This is a genomic window from Shewanella sp. H8 (genome assembly GCF_040285065.1).
In the GTDB taxonomy this organism is placed as follows: Bacteria; Pseudomonadota; Gammaproteobacteria; order Enterobacterales; family Shewanellaceae; genus Shewanella; species Shewanella polaris.
Window position 1 is genome coordinate 1,911,348 of the sequence record NZ_CP157213.1, and the last position, 17,905, is coordinate 1,929,252.

Annotated in this window: 12 protein-coding genes and 1 pseudogene; 5 read left to right on the forward strand and 8 right to left on the reverse strand. The window is 40.1% G+C overall.

Features of this window, described 5'->3' with window-relative positions:
* The first annotated feature begins 253 nt into the window (after nucleotides 1-253).
* The gene (locus tag ABIS04_RS08375) at nucleotides 254-718 is read left to right on the forward strand and encodes a GNAT family N-acetyltransferase (RefSeq protein ID WP_350433150.1); all 465 of its coding nucleotides are present in this window, start codon (nucleotides 254-256) and stop codon (nucleotides 716-718) included.
* A gap of 116 nt (nucleotides 719-834) precedes the next feature.
* On the opposite strand, the gene ABIS04_RS08380 is transcribed toward ABIS04_RS08375, so the two are convergent.
* The 4 genes and pseudogenes from ABIS04_RS08380 to ABIS04_RS08395 form a co-directional block, all read right to left on the reverse strand.
* A complete protein-coding gene (locus ABIS04_RS08380; RefSeq protein WP_350433151.1) occupies nucleotides 835-1,269 on the reverse strand; it encodes a hypothetical protein in 435 nt (144 codons plus the stop codon).
* Between the two features lie 219 nt (nucleotides 1,270-1,488).
* Nucleotides 1,489-2,799 carry an erythromycin esterase family protein gene (locus tag ABIS04_RS08385; RefSeq protein ID WP_350433411.1) on the reverse strand — a complete coding sequence of 437 codons (1,311 nt, stop codon included), beginning with the start codon at nucleotides 2,797-2,799 and terminating at the stop codon, nucleotides 1,489-1,491.
* Between the two features lie 45 nt (nucleotides 2,800-2,844).
* Nucleotides 2,845-3,474: pseudogene (locus ABIS04_RS08390) on the reverse strand (protein-L-isoaspartate(D-aspartate) O-methyltransferase); the annotation flags it as partial.
* Nucleotides 3,475-3,789: 315 nt separating this feature from the next.
* The gene (locus ABIS04_RS08395) at nucleotides 3,790-4,983 is read right to left on the reverse strand and encodes an MFS transporter (protein WP_350433152.1); all 1,194 of its coding nucleotides are present in this window, start codon (nucleotides 4,981-4,983) and stop codon (nucleotides 3,790-3,792) included.
* 620 nt (nucleotides 4,984-5,603) lie between these two features.
* On the opposite strand from ABIS04_RS08395, the gene ABIS04_RS08400 reads away from it, so the two are divergent.
* From ABIS04_RS08400 to ABIS04_RS08415, 4 genes are all read left to right on the forward strand, one after another.
* Nucleotides 5,604-6,461: an STAS/SEC14 domain-containing protein gene (locus tag ABIS04_RS08400; protein WP_350433153.1), complete on the forward strand. Its 858-nt coding sequence runs from the start codon at nucleotides 5,604-5,606 to the stop codon at nucleotides 6,459-6,461.
* 25 nt (nucleotides 6,462-6,486) lie between these two features.
* Nucleotides 6,487-6,675 carry a hypothetical protein gene (locus tag ABIS04_RS08405; protein WP_350433154.1) on the forward strand — a complete coding sequence of 63 codons (189 nt, stop codon included), beginning with the start codon at nucleotides 6,487-6,489 and terminating at the stop codon, nucleotides 6,673-6,675.
* A gap of 283 nt (nucleotides 6,676-6,958) precedes the next feature.
* Nucleotides 6,959-7,201, forward strand: coding sequence for a YecH family metal-binding protein (locus tag ABIS04_RS08410; protein WP_137220928.1), 243 nt, complete (start codon nucleotides 6,959-6,961; stop codon nucleotides 7,199-7,201).
* A gap of 606 nt (nucleotides 7,202-7,807) precedes the next feature.
* The gene (locus ABIS04_RS08415) at nucleotides 7,808-9,121 is read left to right on the forward strand and encodes a coproporphyrinogen III oxidase family protein (RefSeq protein WP_350433155.1); all 1,314 of its coding nucleotides are present in this window, start codon (nucleotides 7,808-7,810) and stop codon (nucleotides 9,119-9,121) included.
* A 178-nt stretch (nucleotides 9,122-9,299) separates the two neighbouring features.
* Here the strand turns inward: ABIS04_RS08415 and ABIS04_RS08420 are convergent, their stop codons facing one another.
* From ABIS04_RS08420 to ABIS04_RS08435, 4 genes are all read right to left on the reverse strand, one after another.
* Nucleotides 9,300-11,303, reverse strand: coding sequence for an alpha-amylase family glycosyl hydrolase (locus ABIS04_RS08420; RefSeq protein WP_350433156.1), 2,004 nt, complete (start codon nucleotides 11,301-11,303; stop codon nucleotides 9,300-9,302).
* 103 nt (nucleotides 11,304-11,406) lie between these two features.
* Nucleotides 11,407-13,320, reverse strand: coding sequence for a glycoside hydrolase family 13 protein (locus ABIS04_RS08425; RefSeq protein WP_350433157.1), 1,914 nt, complete (start codon nucleotides 13,318-13,320; stop codon nucleotides 11,407-11,409).
* Between the two features lie 125 nt (nucleotides 13,321-13,445).
* Entirely contained in the window at nucleotides 13,446-15,029 is a 1,584-nt protein-coding gene (locus ABIS04_RS08430; protein WP_350433158.1) for a tryptophan halogenase family protein, read from the reverse strand.
* A gap of 107 nt (nucleotides 15,030-15,136) precedes the next feature.
* Nucleotides 15,137-17,857, reverse strand: a complete 2,721-nt coding sequence (locus tag ABIS04_RS08435) for a TonB-dependent receptor (RefSeq protein ID WP_350433159.1) — start codon at nucleotides 17,855-17,857, stop codon at nucleotides 15,137-15,139.
* Nucleotides 17,858-17,905 lie beyond the last annotated feature (48 nt).

The window sequence follows — 17,905 nt, forward strand, 5'->3', positions numbered from 1 at the left end:
ACTAAGTTGGTTAATTAGTTAGCCATTGCCCATGACATTTGGGTATTATCACAGTTTTGTGCTTGCGTGTAACGCGTTTAATCTATTAGTTTATTTTTCATAATACAGAATATATTGGATAGCAGAATAATTTAATCAGTTTGTTGAACTTATGATTACACCTTATGCTGTCGTTAGTCGTTTAGGCAAAAGTTAATGTTGGTGTTCAAACCAATAAATCTCATTTCATGAAATCACTGGTCTATGGGGATTTATGATTATTATTAGAAAAGCATTAAATACTGATGTTCAAGCGATTTACACCATGAGAAACCGAGCTATTATTGAAAAATGCTCAGGGTTTTACAGTTCAGAGCAATTGGCGTTATGGACTCAAGGTGATATTTCACAAACTTTGAGCGATGATATTGTTGAGTCTTTTTACGTTTCAACACTGGATGATAACGTTATCGGTTGTGGCAAAGTGAACCTCAAAACCGGCATGATTGATGCAGTTTTTGTCGATCCTGACTGTTTTGGACTAGGGGCGGCTAAATTGATGTTGGCATTTCTCGAAAGGCTTGCGTTAGAAAATGATCTGGACTTATTACAACTTGAATCCACGCTTAATGCCGCAGGATTTTATCATGCTTGTGGTTTTGTGGGGGATGAAGTGTCGACTTATCATTCACCTAAAGGGATTACTTTGGATTGTATTCCTATGCGAAAGTATTTATAACCACTGGTAAATCAGAAGCTGTTACACGGCTTTTTCTATGATTTTAAGTCTTGGTTTAGCTATCTACAGACTTTTTCACCTAACTTAACAATGAACAAGTACATGATGTCAATACGTTATGAGGAAGGCGTTTCGGCTTGTTTTTGTACTTCAAGTAAGGCCAATAGCTGTGTATTGAGCATCATAATTTGATTATCGATCATTTTAAGCTTATCTAGCGTTTCTTGTGAATTATCACCCAAAAGCTCTCGACGTTGCTCTTGTAACTCTTTTATTTGCTCTTTAAGTTTATCAATCTTTTTTTCATTGTCGGTGCGGGTATCAGCTTGTTCACTTTGTTGAGCTTCGGCGGTGGAGGCATTTTTATGCATAGTGGCACCGAGTTCTGTGGATAGCTTTTTGTGACCTTCGTCTGAAATAGACACAGTATCAGATTGTGTAACCTGAGCACCTGACGAGTTTGATGGAGTAGAATCAGATGTTAATCTGACCTCTGCTTTTTGCAGATTATCAGTAATCGAATTGGTTGAGCCTAAGCCAGAGACATTCATTGTTAAGCCTTTTACAAGAAGATAATACTTATATCGGCCTTGATACAAAAGGCTTAAGGGCAGGTTTAACTTTCGAGATTTTTTGCCGCGAGTTATTGGTTAATCTCATTAACAGTTATTATTTTTATAAGCCCCATTCCATTGGGGCTTTGTATTACCTTTAACCAAACAAGCAAACGGGTTTGCTATTCATTTATCTATTATCACCATCATTAGTGGCTAAAGGCCAAATGGGAAAGTATCGGGCATGCCTTGCAGCGTTTCTTTTGCCAATGGTTCAACTGCACGGGTTTCATCGAACCAGATGTATTCATCAAACTGATTCGGTAATGACGCATAAAAATAATGGCTTTGTAGTTCGGTTTCAGGACGATAAATCACCCCAATGGCACGTTCGAGTCGTTCGGCAAGCAATTTTTGACGTGTCATTTCCTTGAGAGGTTTGCGTAAGGGCAGCAAGAAGTTATCGGTAGCGACTTCATGACAAAGGCGTTCATAACTGTCGATGTGTGAGGCTTGTACTTGTTTTATTTCCATCGGTCCACCCCATTCAGAGGCGGCGGCTACCGTTCCATGGTCAGTGCCAAAGCCGATATTATAGGCTTTGTCACCATATTCTTGTCTTGCAAGTTGGCCTATATTTAACTCTCCACGGGCACTCATTTGTGTCGCTCTTGCATCGCCAACATGTGAATTATGTTCCCAAATCACGGCTTTTGATTGTGGCCCTCTAAACTTAATAACCGATTGTAGGGTGTCAAACATATGCTGGTCGCGCTGATTCCATGAGCTATTTTCGGCATAATACATGGTGCGATAATAACGTTCAGCATCGGTTACAAGACGGGCATTTTGTTCAGCATTAAAGAACAGCTCTCCATCGGCTTGCGAATATTCCATGCGTTTATGCAATAAATCCTTCAGAGTGGCAATAACATCTGTTTCACATTCTCTGTATTGCTTGGTCATGGTGACTTGTCCATACATACCGGGATCACTTGCCCATGGCATTAGGCAGCCATAACGCACTCGAGCCACCTCTGCTGTTTTAGGGTCTACTTTGTCTAGGTAGTTCAATACGGCTTCGATAGAACTAAATAGGCTGTAAAGATCCAGACCATAAAAACCCACTTGATGAGTAGATTGCTTAGTTTTTTTATTGTGCGCTTTTAACCAATGACTAAATTCCAGTACAGAATGATTTGCCCACATCCATGTTGGGAAGCGAGAAAATGGTTTGCTTTCAAGTAAAGGGTCGGGCTCTGTTCCGTGTATATAGTGATCTAAATGTGCCGCATCTGGCCAGTCGGCCTCTACCGCAACAATGGTAAAGCCTTTCTTTTCGATGAGTTCTTGTGTGATACGTGCCCGCATTTCGTAAAATTCGGCAGTACCATGTGACGCTTCACCGAGTAATACCACCTGGCTATCACCGATGCGTGTCATTAAATTATCCAGATTAACATCATCAATACGGGCAAAATGTTCGCTAGATTGATAAATCAATTCGGGCAAGCTTGCTTCGGACATATTTTGTGTAGGTTTCGTTGCTGCTTCATCTTCCCAACCAGCAGCACCAATTAAAGGAACAAACCGCACACTTCCTAAGTTTTCTTGTTGATATTCATCTTTACTAATCCGTCGAATGCGAAGCAATGACAGCGAGTGTAAATTAGTACCTACTGGAATGACCAAACGTCCACCGATAGCGAGTTGTTGTTTAAGTGTTTCGGGAACCTCTGGTCCCCCAGCAGCCACTATAATGGCATCAAAAGGAGCGTGCTCTGGCCAACCCAGCGTGCCGTCGCCATATAACACTTGGACATTTTTGTAGTCGAGGTCTTTCAGTCTGATACGTGCTGAATCGGCAAGAATTTTATGTCGCTCAATGGTATACACGTAATCAGCTATTTCCGCTAAAATGGCTGCTGCATAACCGGAACCGGTCCCTACTTCAAGTACGCGTTCATCGCCTTGTAATTCTAGTGCCGCAGTCATGAGGGCAACGATATAAGGCTGCGAGATTGTTTGTCCAGCCTCAATAGGGAGTGGGGAGTCACTATAAGCAAACTCAACCAGTTCTGTAGGTACAAAATTCTCTCGTGGTACAGCGTTGACGGCATCTAGTACCGCTTGGTCGTGTAAACCACGAGCCTCTAACTGATAATCTATCATTTGTTTTCTTAGGCTTTCGAATCTATTCATTGTTGATTCTCCTAATGTTAACTAGTCAATTTTTACCATTGATAATTAACTATATCAGTTGCTTTAACCCGATAAAGATTAGTGTATAAAATAGGCAGGTTTAGTGAAATCAAAGCATAATCATTAACACTGCCAACCCAATTGGTTGACTAATATTTAACCGTTTTAGTCGTTTTGAGTTACTTTTAGTTATTTTCATGCATGAACGAGGAACCAAGATAAACTCCATCTTAATGTAGATGGATCATTTAACTAAAAATAATGTATTTGCGTTGTCTGCCAAGGATTTCCAGATCATATGAGTAACCGTGAGGGTTATATATTGAAAGAAGTAATAGGATTATTTTCATGTTTATAAGTTGGTTTCTTCCAAATCCAAAAAGCCAGTACCAACAAAAGTATGGTCATGCCAGAAAGCGAAAATAGGATAACCGTTTCAAATCCAAATTGTGTCCACAATTGGCCAACCATAATGGCTCCGAGCGAACTGGTTAATGCAACACCACCATAGAAGATGCCATATACAAAAGCTTTGCTAATAGCATATTGTGATATATAGGCTCTGATTGTATTGAGTGACATAACCGTAAACATTCCCAATAAAATAAAACACAGCCATAAACATTCTTGCCATAAGGCTAGGATGGATAGGGTGCCAAATACAAAGGCAATTAACAGCATTTTATGGTTGCCAATTTTGTCCGTTATGACACCGCTATAATAACTGAATAAGGTTTGCGTTAACGTCAGGGTGATGATAAATAAGGGAATAGTGGAGATGGAATAACCCGCTTCTTTAACTTTAATGATCAGAAACTGATCACTCAATATAAAAAATAGGGAAGCAAAATAAATGATAATCAAAGGCAATAAGCGCATGTCTTGTTGATTGATTACCGCTTTGCGTTTTTCATCTTTAGCTTTAATTGAAACAGGAATATCTTTGACCAAAAATAACGCAATAGCGCTGGCCATGAGACCTGGGATCAAAGTGGCGGCGAATATTAGTCGAATGCTGTCTTTATCCAGTGTAAACCACGTGAAGATGAGGAAAATACAGATAGCGCCGCCAAGTTCTCCTGCGATATCCATTGTTTTGTGAAAGCCAAAGGTTTTGCCGGAGCTATTTGTTTCACTGAAGGCGCTGATTAATGCATCTTTGGGGGCGCTGCGGACGGCTTTACCCATACGCTCTACGCCACGGATGATTGCTACTCCTAGATAACCCTGCGTCAATGCCAACATTGGCTTGGTAAGTGCGGAGATAAAATAACCGCTTACGACCAAAGGTTTCACTAGCGTAAAACGGTCACTTAGATAACCAAATAATATTCTAAAGAAATAAGAGATAAAGCTTGCCGCAGCGATAATAATGCCTAACTTATCGACGCCTTCGTTGAGGATATAAACAACATATAAAGGCAGTAGCGTTGTGACCATAGACGATGCGAAATCAGTAAAAAAACTGACCCACCCGAGATAGATGATGTTGTTGTTAATATGCCGCATAGTCGTTGAATTATCATCCTCGTGAATTGTACGATAAATCTTTATATACCTACTTTGACCGACAAGTCATCAAAGACACAATAAGATCAGTATTCCTTGAATAGCGAACCTAATCGTCAATGGTTTTAGATTGTTATCATTGATTCAAATATAGCACTATGTATGGGATTGAAATACAGATAACAACAAGTAATAAATTGTAATTGATGAGTATAAAAAATAGACGGAATTGAATTATAAAATGATGTCATTGATCAATAAGCAGTATAAAAAAAGGTTTTAAAATGAGATTAGGGCCTGTTGATCTTTCAAGGTTGTTTTTGCAGCGAGTTGTTGGTCATTTGTACAAGGCAGAGACTTTGTGGTGTAGTTATTCTACATAAAAAGTCGATAACGCAGTAAAAATGACCAACAAACGCTGCCCGAAGGGTTCGGCTAAAAACGCTTTACTCTTTGTTGAGCGAATTTAGCTTAGATTGCTAGGCAGCAACTCGCTCGCCTCGATTAAAACGTTTTTATCTCGAACAAAATTTAACCTGCAAAGATCAACAGACCCTAACGAGCAGTATGTTTTAACATGATTCTCGATGTGAACTATCCATAAATAGAAGGAAAATTCCATGTTGCAATTTATACCTGTATTTGATGGCAATACCATCGCTGTGCGAGCTTCTGGTAAATTAACTCTTGAAGATTACCAGAAATTTTTACCCCAACTAGAAACTCAAATTAAACGATTAGGTAAAATCTCATTACTTTTTGAGTTTGATAATTTTTCAGGTTGGGATTTAGATGCCGCCGTAGATGATTTTAAGTTTGGTATGAAGCATCTTAGTGATTTTGAACGCATAGCGATGGTTGGCGATAAGTCATGGGAATATTGGATGGCTTTTATCGCCAAGCCTTTCTTACTATCCAGTGAAGTGCGTTATTTTGACCGAGAAAACCTGCAAGATGCTTGGGATTGGTTGCGTGAAAGACAAGAGTTTGAAAAGTCTGCAGAACAATTGCAACCTTATCAAAATATTGTGGTTGCGGTTGACTTTTCCTTGTATTCAAAACATGCATGTAAACGTGCAATTGAACTCGCTAAATACTATCAAGCGTCATTAACATTGTTAAATGTTGTTCAAGAAGTTATCCCTTACACACTCTATGGTGATCCAGTGGGTAACAACTTTGTTGATCTAAACATCATCGAAGAACAAAATAAACAAGGTATTGATGCAGCTCAGTTTCAGATGAAAGCTTTTGTAAATGATCTAGATGCAGATTTTCCCATTGAGGCCAAAGTAATTTGTGGTGAGGTAAATTATGGCATTGTGTCATTTTTGGAAGCACGACATGTTGATTTAGCCATTTTTGGGGCAAAAAAGAAAAAAGGCATAAACAAGTTATTGGGCTCAGTGCCACATTATGTTCAAAATCATAGTCGTTGTGAAATATTAATCGTTCCGGTTCAAGAGTCTGTGTTCTAACTTATTACAGCTAAGGAGTATTCATATGTCTGATGTACAAAATATAGAAATTGAACGTTACCAAGACAATATCACTGAAGATATACGTAAAGTCGTCGAAAAATATCGTGAAATTATGGCGTGGGATGTGCCTGAAAATGACACAGTGGAAGCTGATAGGCTTATATTAAAAGCAATTCATTCTGCAATAGCAGGCATTGAAAAAAGCCAATAAAGCCGAAACTGTGAAAAAGGTCATTTAATAGAAATAGCTGCAGCTGCATTTTTATATCTGCATGGCGGTTGATTTTATTGTCTATTTGTTAATTCAACTTTGTTAAGTTGATTATTGATTTTGTACTACTTTATTCCTTATAGACTAGTTGTGAGGGCGGGTCATATTAATGTTAATACTGGTACCGAAAAAGGTATTTTCAGATTTTGTGGATAAGATCTGTATTTACAAAAAAATAATAAGTTATAAAGTATAAAATATTTACACCTTAATTGGAGATATAATGTCTGAATCAGTACACGGCCATAAAGTAATGGAAATGATGCTAACCCATGGCTCTGCGTTAACAAAGCAAGATCTTAAGACTATGATGCATTCTGAGTTTGGTGCTGATACTCGTTATCATACTTGTTCTGCAACCGAGATGGATGCTGAAATGCTTATTGAGTTTTTAGAAGGTAAAGGTAAGTTCATCCCGAGTGAAGGCGGCATTACCACTGCTGAAGATAAAATCTGTAATCACTAAATCATTCACAGTGACACAATGTAGCGCAGACCTAGTTTAATTTAATTAGGTCTAATGCAACATTATTTACAAGCTTAAAAAATCATTTGGGACTCAAAACCTAGGTCACATTTACCATTTCTATAGAAGCGCTAATAATCTGCAACATTATGCTCACATCTACACATTATTTGGATCTAGTCATCAGTCCAGTGTAACTAGCCCTATTTGAACTTTATGAGGTTATTTAACTTTAGTCCTAGTTATGACTTTCATTCAATACACTTGATTTTTTCGTGAGGGTAAATGACTGTCATTAATGATGAATAAATAATATCCATCATCATTTACAATTCACTATGTGATCAATGTCAAACTTTAGTAAGAAGAAGACTCGTATTGTGTAGAGAAGGGTGTAGGTGTGATTTTACATTTAGATATTGATTTATTACATCGCCCAAAATATTTCTGTTTAACTGCATGCTTTTGTAGACATTTATCGATTAAGTAGCCATTTACTCTTCGTCTTTTATTAATCGTTATTTACATCGTTGTGCAAAAGCCAGACATGGTTTGTTACTTAAAAACGCATGCCATTGGCTATATTGTTAACATTAAGGCTAACTCATGAATAAATTCCTTTCATCCTCAAGATTGAATATTGCGACCAATAGCCTAGATTGGGTTATGGGTCAAACCATAAGGCATTCCTTAAATTTGAATGATGCTGTCGCAATTGATGAATTACAGCAGCTTAGTGTGCCAGACAACCCCATTGAAACGCTGTATATCCATATTCCTTTCTGTCATACATTGTGCCGCTATTGCTCATTTCATAAAATCAAATTTAAGGAATCTCTAGCCAGAGAATACTTCAAGGCACTGAGACAAGAAATTAGGCAAGTTATAACCCAAGGCTTTCGTTTTAATCGGGTGTATATCGGTGGTGGAACCACGACTATTTTAGAAGATGAATTAATCGAAACCATTGAGCTCATTAAGTCATTAACAACAGTGCGTGAGGTCACTTGTGAAAGCGATCCCATTTATTTTAAAGAAGGTAATCCGCATTTACTCAAAGGTTTGGTCGACCGTATGTCTATTGGAATACAAAGCTTTGACGATAATATTTTAAAAATGGTTGGTCGCTTTGAAAAATTTGGCAGTGGGTTACAACAAGCTGAGTATGTCAGTCGTGCTATCGAGATAATACCTACGGTCAACATTGACATGATGTATGGCTTTAAAGTTCAAACACCTGAGGCAGTAGCGATTGATTTAGCACAAGCCATTCGGTTACACCCGGATCAAATCACCACGTATCCATTAACGCTCGGTATTGGAAAAAATCGTAAAAAAGCTGGTTGTCTTGCTGGCGAACCCGAAGCGTTATGGCCTCAATTTCTGGCGGTAAAAGCAGCATTGGCTGAGCATTATGTGATGGAGTTTCCGTGGACCTTTAGTCGTAATTTTGGTCAGCCTGTTGAAAATAAATACGTACTTGATGGCGAAGACTGCTTCGGCGTTGGATCTGGCGCTTTTGGTCGATTTGGTGAACAATTTAGGATCTCTAGTTTTGATATTCCAGATTATATTGATCGCATTAACACCGGACTATCTGGTACCTGTTATACCAAGCCATTACAATATAAAGCACTATCACAACATTATTTTATGATGATGATGGGCTATGGCTTACTGGATAATCAACAGTGTAAAGCCCATACTGGTAAGTCTTTATGGCAGGCATTTCCATTAGAAATGAGCTTTTTAATTTCAGCAGGGGCGCTCAGAAAACAAGGTGATAATTACATTACCACCGATGAAGGGCAGTTTATTGCGCTTAAAATGTTCTCAGGATTTTTATCTGGAATGGACTATTTACGCGAACAAGCCAGAGAGTTACCAATCAATACAATAGACACCTTGGTGAGAGCATAGAATACGCGCGATCAATTAATATTATCAAAAAGCCACAGATGATTTCTGTGGCTTTTAATTAACTGTTTCGTTTGTGTTAATTGCAACATCGGCTAATGATGCAAATAGCACTATAAGTCATTCTCTAAATTGTAGCTTGAAATAATTTTTATCGACGTAAGGTTTTTGAGTGTCGACGTTATCCCTTATTCATCACTTCAAGAATGACAGATTGCAATGGGGCCAATTTAATATCAACACTGACACTGCCATCTTGATTAAGTATAAGTTGTTGACCGAGTTGAACGTTTTTTAACAAATCTGTCAGTTTTGCATTTCCGGTAAGATGCCAAGTTTGTTTTAATGTTTTTGGTAACTTAAGGGTAAATTGTTTGCTTTGGCTTTGACTGAAATTACTGACAATGATCAACTGTTGATCAGTGTTAAAACGACTGAAAGCGAATACATTGTCGTCATACCCAACAACCTGTTTTTGGCGTTGAAAGCTATCTAATTCCATATAGTTACCGCTGAGAGCTGATGCTGTGTGGCTTAGATTTAATAGCGTTTGATAATATGCGCGCAGGGCTTTCTCATCAGCGGTTGATTGACCGCCATCGAACTTACCGTTATTCATCCAACGTTGATGTGCAGGTACGCCAACATAATCAAAAATACTTGTTCGAGTAGCTTGACCAAAGCCTGCATTTTCAGCGCCTGGCTCGCCAACATCTTGGCCGAAATATAATAAGGTAGGCGAACGGCTTAAGGTGGTTGATATCAGCATTGCTGGCAGGGAATTGCGTGAATTACCTGCAAAGTCTGCAGTGTTAATACGTTGTTCGTCGTGGTTTTCTAAAAAGTGCAGCATATGCTGGTCTATGTCACTGACTTTGGCTTGTTCTGTCGCAATGGTTGCCGTGCTTGCTTTACCCTGCATAATGGCTTTTAAGGTGTCGTACAAATCAACTTTGTCATACAAGTAATCCATTTTACCTAAGTGAATATAATTGCGATATAAATTGGGGTTATACACTTCAGCTAAAATAAACGCATCTGGGTTAGTGTGTTTAATGTGGCTGTTAAGATAGCTCCAAAATTCTACCGGTACCATTTCAGCCATGTCGTAGCGAAATCCATCGACGCCTTTGGTTAGCCAATACTGGGCAATGTGCTCAAACTTACGCCATGAATCTGGGATATCATCGGCCGCTTGTGCTTGCCAAAAGGCTAAATGATCGGCTGCGGTTTTATTAGCATAAACATTAGGCAGTGCAGGGAAGTCATGGTTACCATCAGGTTTCACTCCATAATTAATTTTGACTGTTTCGTACCAATCATTGATGTCAGGTTTGGCTAAGCGCGAACCATTGCCGGTCCACTTGGCAGGTGACTCATGAAATTGACCGTCTTTGAGGGGATGTGTTTCACCACCTAGAGGTTGATAACCCTTTGACGCATCTGGGACTTGAAAGTCTTCACCCACCACATAATAGAAATTGTTGTGCCTGCTATAGACCTGAGTCTTATCATCGTTGGCGCCAAAGTCTGACTCGCCTTTAGGTGCTGAAATAGAATGATAATTCCGTGCAACATGGTTAGGTACGATATCGATAATCACTTGCATGCCATTGGCATGAGTGCGGGCGATTAAGGCTTCAAATTCGGCCAAACGATTAGCCGGATTGTCAGCCAGATCAGGATTGACGTTGTAGTAGTCTTTTACCGCATATGGTGAGCCCGCGCGGCCTTTTACCACATCAGGATCATCATTACTAATACCATAAGCCGTGTAATCATTGATTAATGCATGGTGTGGTACGCCGGTATACCAAACATGGGTGGTGCCAAGTGACTTAATATCTTGTAATGCTACATCAGTAAAATCGCTGAATTTGCCTACACCGTTATCTGCAATAGTGCCCCATGGTTTGTTGCTGGTATTGGTGTTGCCATACAGGCGAGTGAACACCTGATAAACCACAGGTTTGGTTATTGTGTTGATGGCTTTGTTGTTTTCATCTGTGTTGATATCTGGCTGTTGATGAGTGGACTCTACTGATGCCGACTTCATCGACTTCATCGACTGTGTTGATGTGTTCGCAGGATGGCACCCACTGATTGTTATGCTGATGCTTAAACCAATAGCACAGGTTAGAGGGTTGGGGTTAAGCAATGAAAAAACAGGTAAAAGTAATCGCATGGGTTCTCGTTATTATTCTAATTATTGAGCCTTAAGGCAACGGGGTTAGCTTAAACATTCAGTGCGAGTCAATTCATTATGATTGACTCACACTGCGCTGGCCTTAATGACTAAGTGCCAATATTGTTACGCCTTTTTGTGCCAGTTTTAGCGGTTGATTCAGTGCTTGTGCTTGTTTGTTAATGATGTCGATGCCTTGAGTATTGCCGTTAAAGACTTCGGTAAAACGGCTTAGGTCAAGTTCAACAGCTTGTTCATTTTTGTTGTAAACAATTAATAAGGTTTCATCACCAAAATGACGACTTTGTACGTAAATACCGTCTTTAGGTACAAAATGATGTAAGTCTCCTTGCTGTATCGCTTGCGAGGTTTTACGGTAATTCAACAGCGTTCGCATAAAATTCAACGCTTGTTTTTGATCTGCATTTAAACCTTGATGACTAAAGACATTGACGCTGTCTTGCGGCCATCCACCAGGAAAGTCGGCACGCACAGCACCGTCGTTACGTTTTCCTGTTGGGCTTTGCATTAGTATTTCTGACCCGTAAAATATTTGTGGAATACGGTTACTGGTAAGCACATAGGCCATGGCCATTTTATACAGTTCAATATCGTTGTTCATTAAGCTGTAGATACGATTGGTATCGTGATTGCCTTCAAATAACACTAAATTGCTTGGGTTGGAATAAACTAAATCATTTGCCAGCATTTGATAAAGTTTAATGAAACCTGACTCCCACTGTTCTTTGTCGGTTAAGCTCGATATTAGGGCTTCATATACTGGAAAATCCATCATGCTGGGTACAAATGACTGATAGCCATCGGTATTTTGTTTACCTGTTTGCCAATAACTAACCGTAACAGGATTAGCCGTCCACTCTTCACCCACAATATTAAAATGAGGATATTCATTCATAATGGCTTTTGACCAATCGCTAAGGAAATGTTTATCCGCGTATGAATAGGTATCTTCCCTAATGCCACTTAATCCTGCATATTCAACCCACCAAATGCTATTTTGGATTAGGTAGGTAGCCATGTGGGGATCGCGTTGATTTAAATCTGGCATAGTGACGTCAAACCAGCCATCACTGAAGTTGCTAATATCTGCGCTAACAGCATAAGGGTCTTGTACCGTGGTGCGTCTGTGGCTTGAGTAACTAACATCGATTGGATCTTTTAGCCAACGAGATTGGTCATTTATCCAAGTGCTGCTTGGCATACTGGTTATCCATTGATGACCAGACCCCATGTGATTAACTACGACATCTTGGATTATGCCAATGCCAAAGGTTTGTGCTTCTTCCACTAAGGCTTGATATTCTTGATTACTGCCAAAGCGTGGATCAATTTTATAAAAATTGGTGGTGGAATAGCCATGATATGAATATTTTTGTTGGTTGTTTTCAAGCAAAGGATTAATCCATAACTGAGTAACGCCTAAGTCATATAAGTAGGGCAGCGCTTTGCGGATCCCCATAATATCACCACCATGACGGCCACCATCAAAACCACGATTAGCTTGTTCAAGCATATCGGGATGGTTGTCATTATCTGGATTGCCATTAGCAAAACGGTCTGGAGTGATTAAATAAATCACATCTTTATTGCTAAATCCTTGACGATCACGAGAGCCTTTTTTGCGGGCTTGTAGTGCATAGTCAAATTGCTCGAGCAATTGATCGTCTTTAAATAAACCCAAGGTAAGCTGTTGTGGTGTGGCTTGGCTTAAATCTAAATTAACAAATAAATGGTCATTGCTGTCTGTTTTATCGATGCTGCTAAGGGTGACACCTTGAGCCTTGATTAATTTCACTTGGGTGTCGCGAATATTATCCCCAGTAATCAACAGTTGTAACTGGGTTTGTTGCATCCCTGTCCACCATGACATGGGCTCTACGCTGAGGGCAGCACTCACCGACATGGCGCAAGTGCTAAGGGCAAAACCGAATAATAAGCTTGATACTAGCTTGCTTACGCGGTGCTGGCAGGTTTGGGGTGAGCAAGGTAATGACATAGTTGATCATCCTATAGTATTTATTGTTATTAGTTTTATTATTGGCTTACTAAATTAACAGCTTGAGCCAATAGCTTACATTAAGTCGTTAAATATATTTAAAATCAGTCTATTACAGCAATTTATTAAAGAGCTGCAATATAGTCTTCATGACTAGACATCTGGTCAACGGTACTGGCAATGACTTTACGGATATTGGCTAAGTAGTCGTTGAGATCAATTTGTCTAACCGCTTGGGTAAGGGGATGGAAATCTGTTGGCGTAATGCCTTGTCCTAACATCACCTGTACCCATGCCGCTTCGGTAAATAATTCATCTTGATGCCTGAAAACCGTTGCAGTCGATTTGAATAAATCGATTCTACGTTGCAAGCTTTCGGGAATGTCCATGTCGCGACATTGCTGCCATAAACCGTGTTCACCGTCGGCAGATTGTTTTGCATTAAGGTGATAGTGCAAAATAATAAAGTCGCGAATTTGTTCAAACTCAGTTTGTGATTGGCGGTTAAACTCATCAATGTGCTGAAGGGTAATACCGTTTTGTGGAAATAATTTGGTCAAACGAATGATAGCCGATTGGACTAAATGTAAGCTGGTGGACTCTAATGGTTCTAAAAAACCACTCGATAAGCCAATAGCAACACAGTTTTTGTGCCATTGCTTGGTGCGTCTACCAGTTTGAAAGTTAATTTTACGTGGTTCGGCTAACGATTTTCCATCTAAGTTTGTCAGCAATAACTGCTTTGCTTGCTCGTCTGTCATAAATTGACTGCTATACACAATGCCATTACCCGTCCGATGTTGCAGCGGGATACGCCATTGCCAACCAGTATCGTGTGCTATTGCTTTAGTGTAGGGAATAATGGGCGATACGCTTTCGCAAGGCACAGCATATGCGCTATCGCACGGTAACCAATGTTGCCAGTTTTCATAATCCACACCCAGAGCTTGGCCAATTAAGATCGCCGAAAATCCTGAACAATCAATAAATAAGTCGCCGCGGATACTTTGGCCATTTTGTAAGGTAACCGTTTCAATATTGCCATCGATGGTAAGTTCGGTGCTGGCAATCGTGCCTTCAACTCGCGTTACGCCGCGCTGATCACTGTATTGATGTAGCAAGTTGGCGTATAAGTTGGCATCAAAATGATAAGCATGAGTAATACCACTCATTTGAGCTTGTGAAATAGTTTGAATCGGTTGAAATTTATTGTGTTTAGCTGCTTGATAATTAAGTGAGTATTGCCAAAATTCATTTGGATTGTATTGGCTGCCTTCGACTTGTGAACGATTTATTTCTGGATATTTGGCATGAGGGCTATTGGTTTCTGAACCATTGGTTTTTACATTATTTGCTCGCGAGCTTAACCAATAATGGTGGAATGCAGTAAACCCTAAGTCACGACCAATATTGCCGAAAGCGTGCATATAAGCATCGCCTTGTTGATACCAGTTTTCAAACTCAATACCTAATTTATAGGTTGCTTGGGTTGCTTTTATAAAGTCGCTTTCACTGATCCCCAATACACTATTAAAAATCTGTAATGGCGGAATAGTGGCTTCGCCCACACCAATGGTGCCTATAGCGTCGGATTCGATAAGGGTGATATTGAGTTGGGATTTAAACAGTTTTATGAGCATGGCAGCGGTCATCCAGCCTGAGGTACCGCCGCCTACAATGACAATGTTTTTAATGTTATTTTGATTCATTGCTATCGCCTTTGTCGCACTGATAAACGTTATTGTAGATATTATAAAAAAGCCCCTGTAAAAGGTTACAGAGGCTTTTAGTCGATTTACTTCATTCTACAAGCCCATTAGAACTTGTAGTTTGCGCCTAACATAAAGTTACGACCGTAGTTTTGATAATCACGGACTAAACGTTGATCATCACCTGTGTAAGAGGTAAATGGCTCGTTGGTTAAGTTGTTTACTTGGAACTGTACCGATAAACCGTATAACGCATCGATACCGCTTTCAGTAAAGTCATACCCAATTTGTGCATCAACAACCGTTTCAGCTTTAATGTTAACGTTTTCACGTTGTAGGCTGATTTTAGTGACTTCACCTAAGAAGTCACTACGATAGCGTGAGCTGATACGTGCTTCAAAACCAGAGTTTTCATAGTAAACCGTCGCATTGAAGGTTTTTTCTGAAAGGCCTGGTAGCGTTGTTGGATCACTGTCAGCCGTTTCTTTTACTTCACTGTCGTTGTACGAACCACTTAAGATGGTACCAAAGCCACTTAATTGCTCAACAAAAATACCGAAGTCGATAGATAGCGAGGCTTCAATACCTTGTACATAACCACCATTACCGTTAAGAGGTTGGCTGACATTACCAATTGGGTTGTCACCTGGGTTTTGTGGCAAAATAGTGCTGAAGTCAAAGTTAGTTTGCTGATCATAAACGTAGTTTTCTAAGTCTTTATAGAAAACCGCCAATGAGAAATAACCTTGATCACTGAAGTAGTTTTCGTAGCTGATGTCATATTGACGTGCTAACCATGGGCGTAGTTCAGGGTTACCTGCACCACCAGACCAATTAACACCGTCGTTTGGATTTTCGTTGTAGCTAAAGTTTACGTTAGCGTTCATTTTATCCATACGCGCACGGGTTAAGGTACGTGCTGCGGCAAAGCGTAGCATTTGGCCATCGGCAACTTCAAAACCTAAGTTAATACTTGGTAACCATTCAAGATATGTATCGCCTGCGGTACGAGGAAGTAACTCAACAATATTATTTTCAACTTTAGCTGCAGTGCCGTCTGAACTTTGATCTGTATAGACGGCTTGCAAGCCAATATTACCTATCAAAGGTAAACCAAATAACTCAGATTCTAAGTTTGCTTTAACAAAAAAGGTAGAGACCTCTTCTGTAACAGACCAAGAGTTGGTTGCACGTGATAAATCGACATCTGCAACGTCTGTTTCGGTATAACCCCCGTCGTTATAAAACGCTAATGAGTCATAACTTAGTACGTCGCCCATGCCGAAAAAGTCGAGTGAGGTTGGTGATAACAAATACTGTTCTGGTACAGATTCTAAGTAGTTATCAGTACCGTCATAACCCGCTAACGTTAGGTAATAACCTTTGTCTAACTTGCTTTTATCGCGATTAGTGCGGTTAACACCAAACTCGACGCTGCGCACATCACCTTGGTCAAACACGTATTCTGCACTTAAACGGAATGATGTTAATTCATCATCAATTTCTGGTTTATTAATAAAACCATCTTGAGTATTGGCACCAAGCGGGCTACCCCAACCGAGTGGATCGCCTAACTTAATCAGATTAGGATCAGCATAATTAAGATCATGAGTGAAGTCATAGCCGCCATTACCATTGTAGTTAAAACCAAGATCATCAACGGCACCAACACCTGTTCCACGGCCTGTGCCTGTGTAACTTTCCATACCAATATCAGTACGTTCAGCTTTTGATAAAGCGATATCGGCTTCAATGCTCCAGCTGTCATTGATGGTGTACTTATTGTTCCAACCAATTGAAAGTGATTCGGCATCACGCTTATTGACATCGTTTCGGATAACAACTTCGGCACCAATAATGGTTCCTTGAGTCACTAAACCATCTTCAGTAGCAGTGGATGTTACGCCACCATTAGTACCCCAAGCGGCAGGGATTTCGATACCACGTAAACGTTGGTCATCAGTAAACTTGGTGTAATACACATCGACTACCGAAGTAAATTTATCGTTAGGTGCATATTCGAAAACGGATAACACGCCATCACGTTCTAATTCGCTTGAACGCACAAACGGTTTTGCGCCACCTAATACACTGTCACCAGCATCATTTTCTGGGTAACCCCAGGCTTGCCAGCGTTCTTCTTGGTTTGGTGACATCATGCGGGCATAACCTAACGCAATACCGATAGTGTCGTCTGCAAACTGGTCGATGTATGAAATGCTGCCACGATAACCAGTGTCGCTAGAACCACTGTTTAATGAACCTAAATCGTTCATTTCTCCGCGCAATGACATGGCAATAGTTTGCTCACCATGGGTTAGCGGGCTAATGGTTTGCATATCTACCGTGCCGCCGATGGCTTGAGCCATTACAGAAGCATCAGGGGTCTTATACACCACAACACGATTTAATAATTCAGAAGGGTATTGGTCAAACTCAACACCACGGTTGTCGTTAACCGAGGCTTGTTCGCGACCGTTTAACGTCGCTGTAGTAAAATCAGGACCTAAGCCACGGATAGAGATAACGTTGGCGCGTCCATCTAAACGCTGTGCGGATACACCGGGTAGGCGAGCAAGTGATTCTGCAATACTGACATCAGGTAATTTACCAATATCTTCAGCAGAAATGGCTTCAACAATGGATGACGAAGACATCTTTAGTGATTGTGATTCTTGTAAGCTGCGACGAATACCAGTGACTTTTACCACTTCAATATTTTCGTCGGCAGCTTCTGTAATGTTAATGTCATCAGCGGCATAAGCACTCATGCTTGCACCTGCGGCAACTAACGCCAGCGTAAGTAGGCTCGGTTTAAATAGCAACATTCATCTTTCCCCTTTTGTGGATACTTAACACCTAGATGTTCAGGTCGA

Coding starts and splice junctions, on each gene's coding strand:
- ABIS04_RS08400 (WP_350433153.1), top strand. CDS start 5,604: ATGTTGCAATTTATACCTGTATTTGATGGCAATACCATCGCTGTGCGA.
- ABIS04_RS08405 (WP_350433154.1), top strand. CDS start 6,487: ATGTCTGATGTACAAAATATAGAAATTGAACGTTACCAAGACAATATC.
- ABIS04_RS08395 (WP_350433152.1), bottom strand. CDS start 4,983: ATGCGGCATATTAACAACAACATCATCTATCTCGGGTGGGTCAGTTTT.
- ABIS04_RS08375 (WP_350433150.1), top strand. CDS start 254: ATGATTATTATTAGAAAAGCATTAAATACTGATGTTCAAGCGATTTAC.
- ABIS04_RS08435 (WP_350433159.1), bottom strand. CDS start 17,857: ATGTTGCTATTTAAACCGAGCCTACTTACGCTGGCGTTAGTTGCCGCA.
- ABIS04_RS08425 (WP_350433157.1), bottom strand. CDS start 13,320: ATGTCATTACCTTGCTCACCCCAAACCTGCCAGCACCGCGTAAGCAAG.
- ABIS04_RS08420 (WP_350433156.1), bottom strand. CDS start 11,303: ATGCGATTACTTTTACCTGTTTTTTCATTGCTTAACCCCAACCCTCTA.
- ABIS04_RS08380 (WP_350433151.1), bottom strand. CDS start 1,269: ATGAATGTCTCTGGCTTAGGCTCAACCAATTCGATTACTGATAATCTG.
- ABIS04_RS08410 (WP_137220928.1), top strand. CDS start 6,959: ATGTCTGAATCAGTACACGGCCATAAAGTAATGGAAATGATGCTAACC.
- ABIS04_RS08430 (WP_350433158.1), bottom strand. CDS start 15,029: ATGAATCAAAATAACATTAAAAACATTGTCATTGTAGGCGGCGGTACC.
- ABIS04_RS08415 (WP_350433155.1), top strand. CDS start 7,808: ATGAATAAATTCCTTTCATCCTCAAGATTGAATATTGCGACCAATAGC.
- ABIS04_RS08385 (WP_350433411.1), bottom strand. CDS start 2,799: ATGTCCGAAGCAAGCTTGCCCGAATTGATTTATCAATCTAGCGAACAT.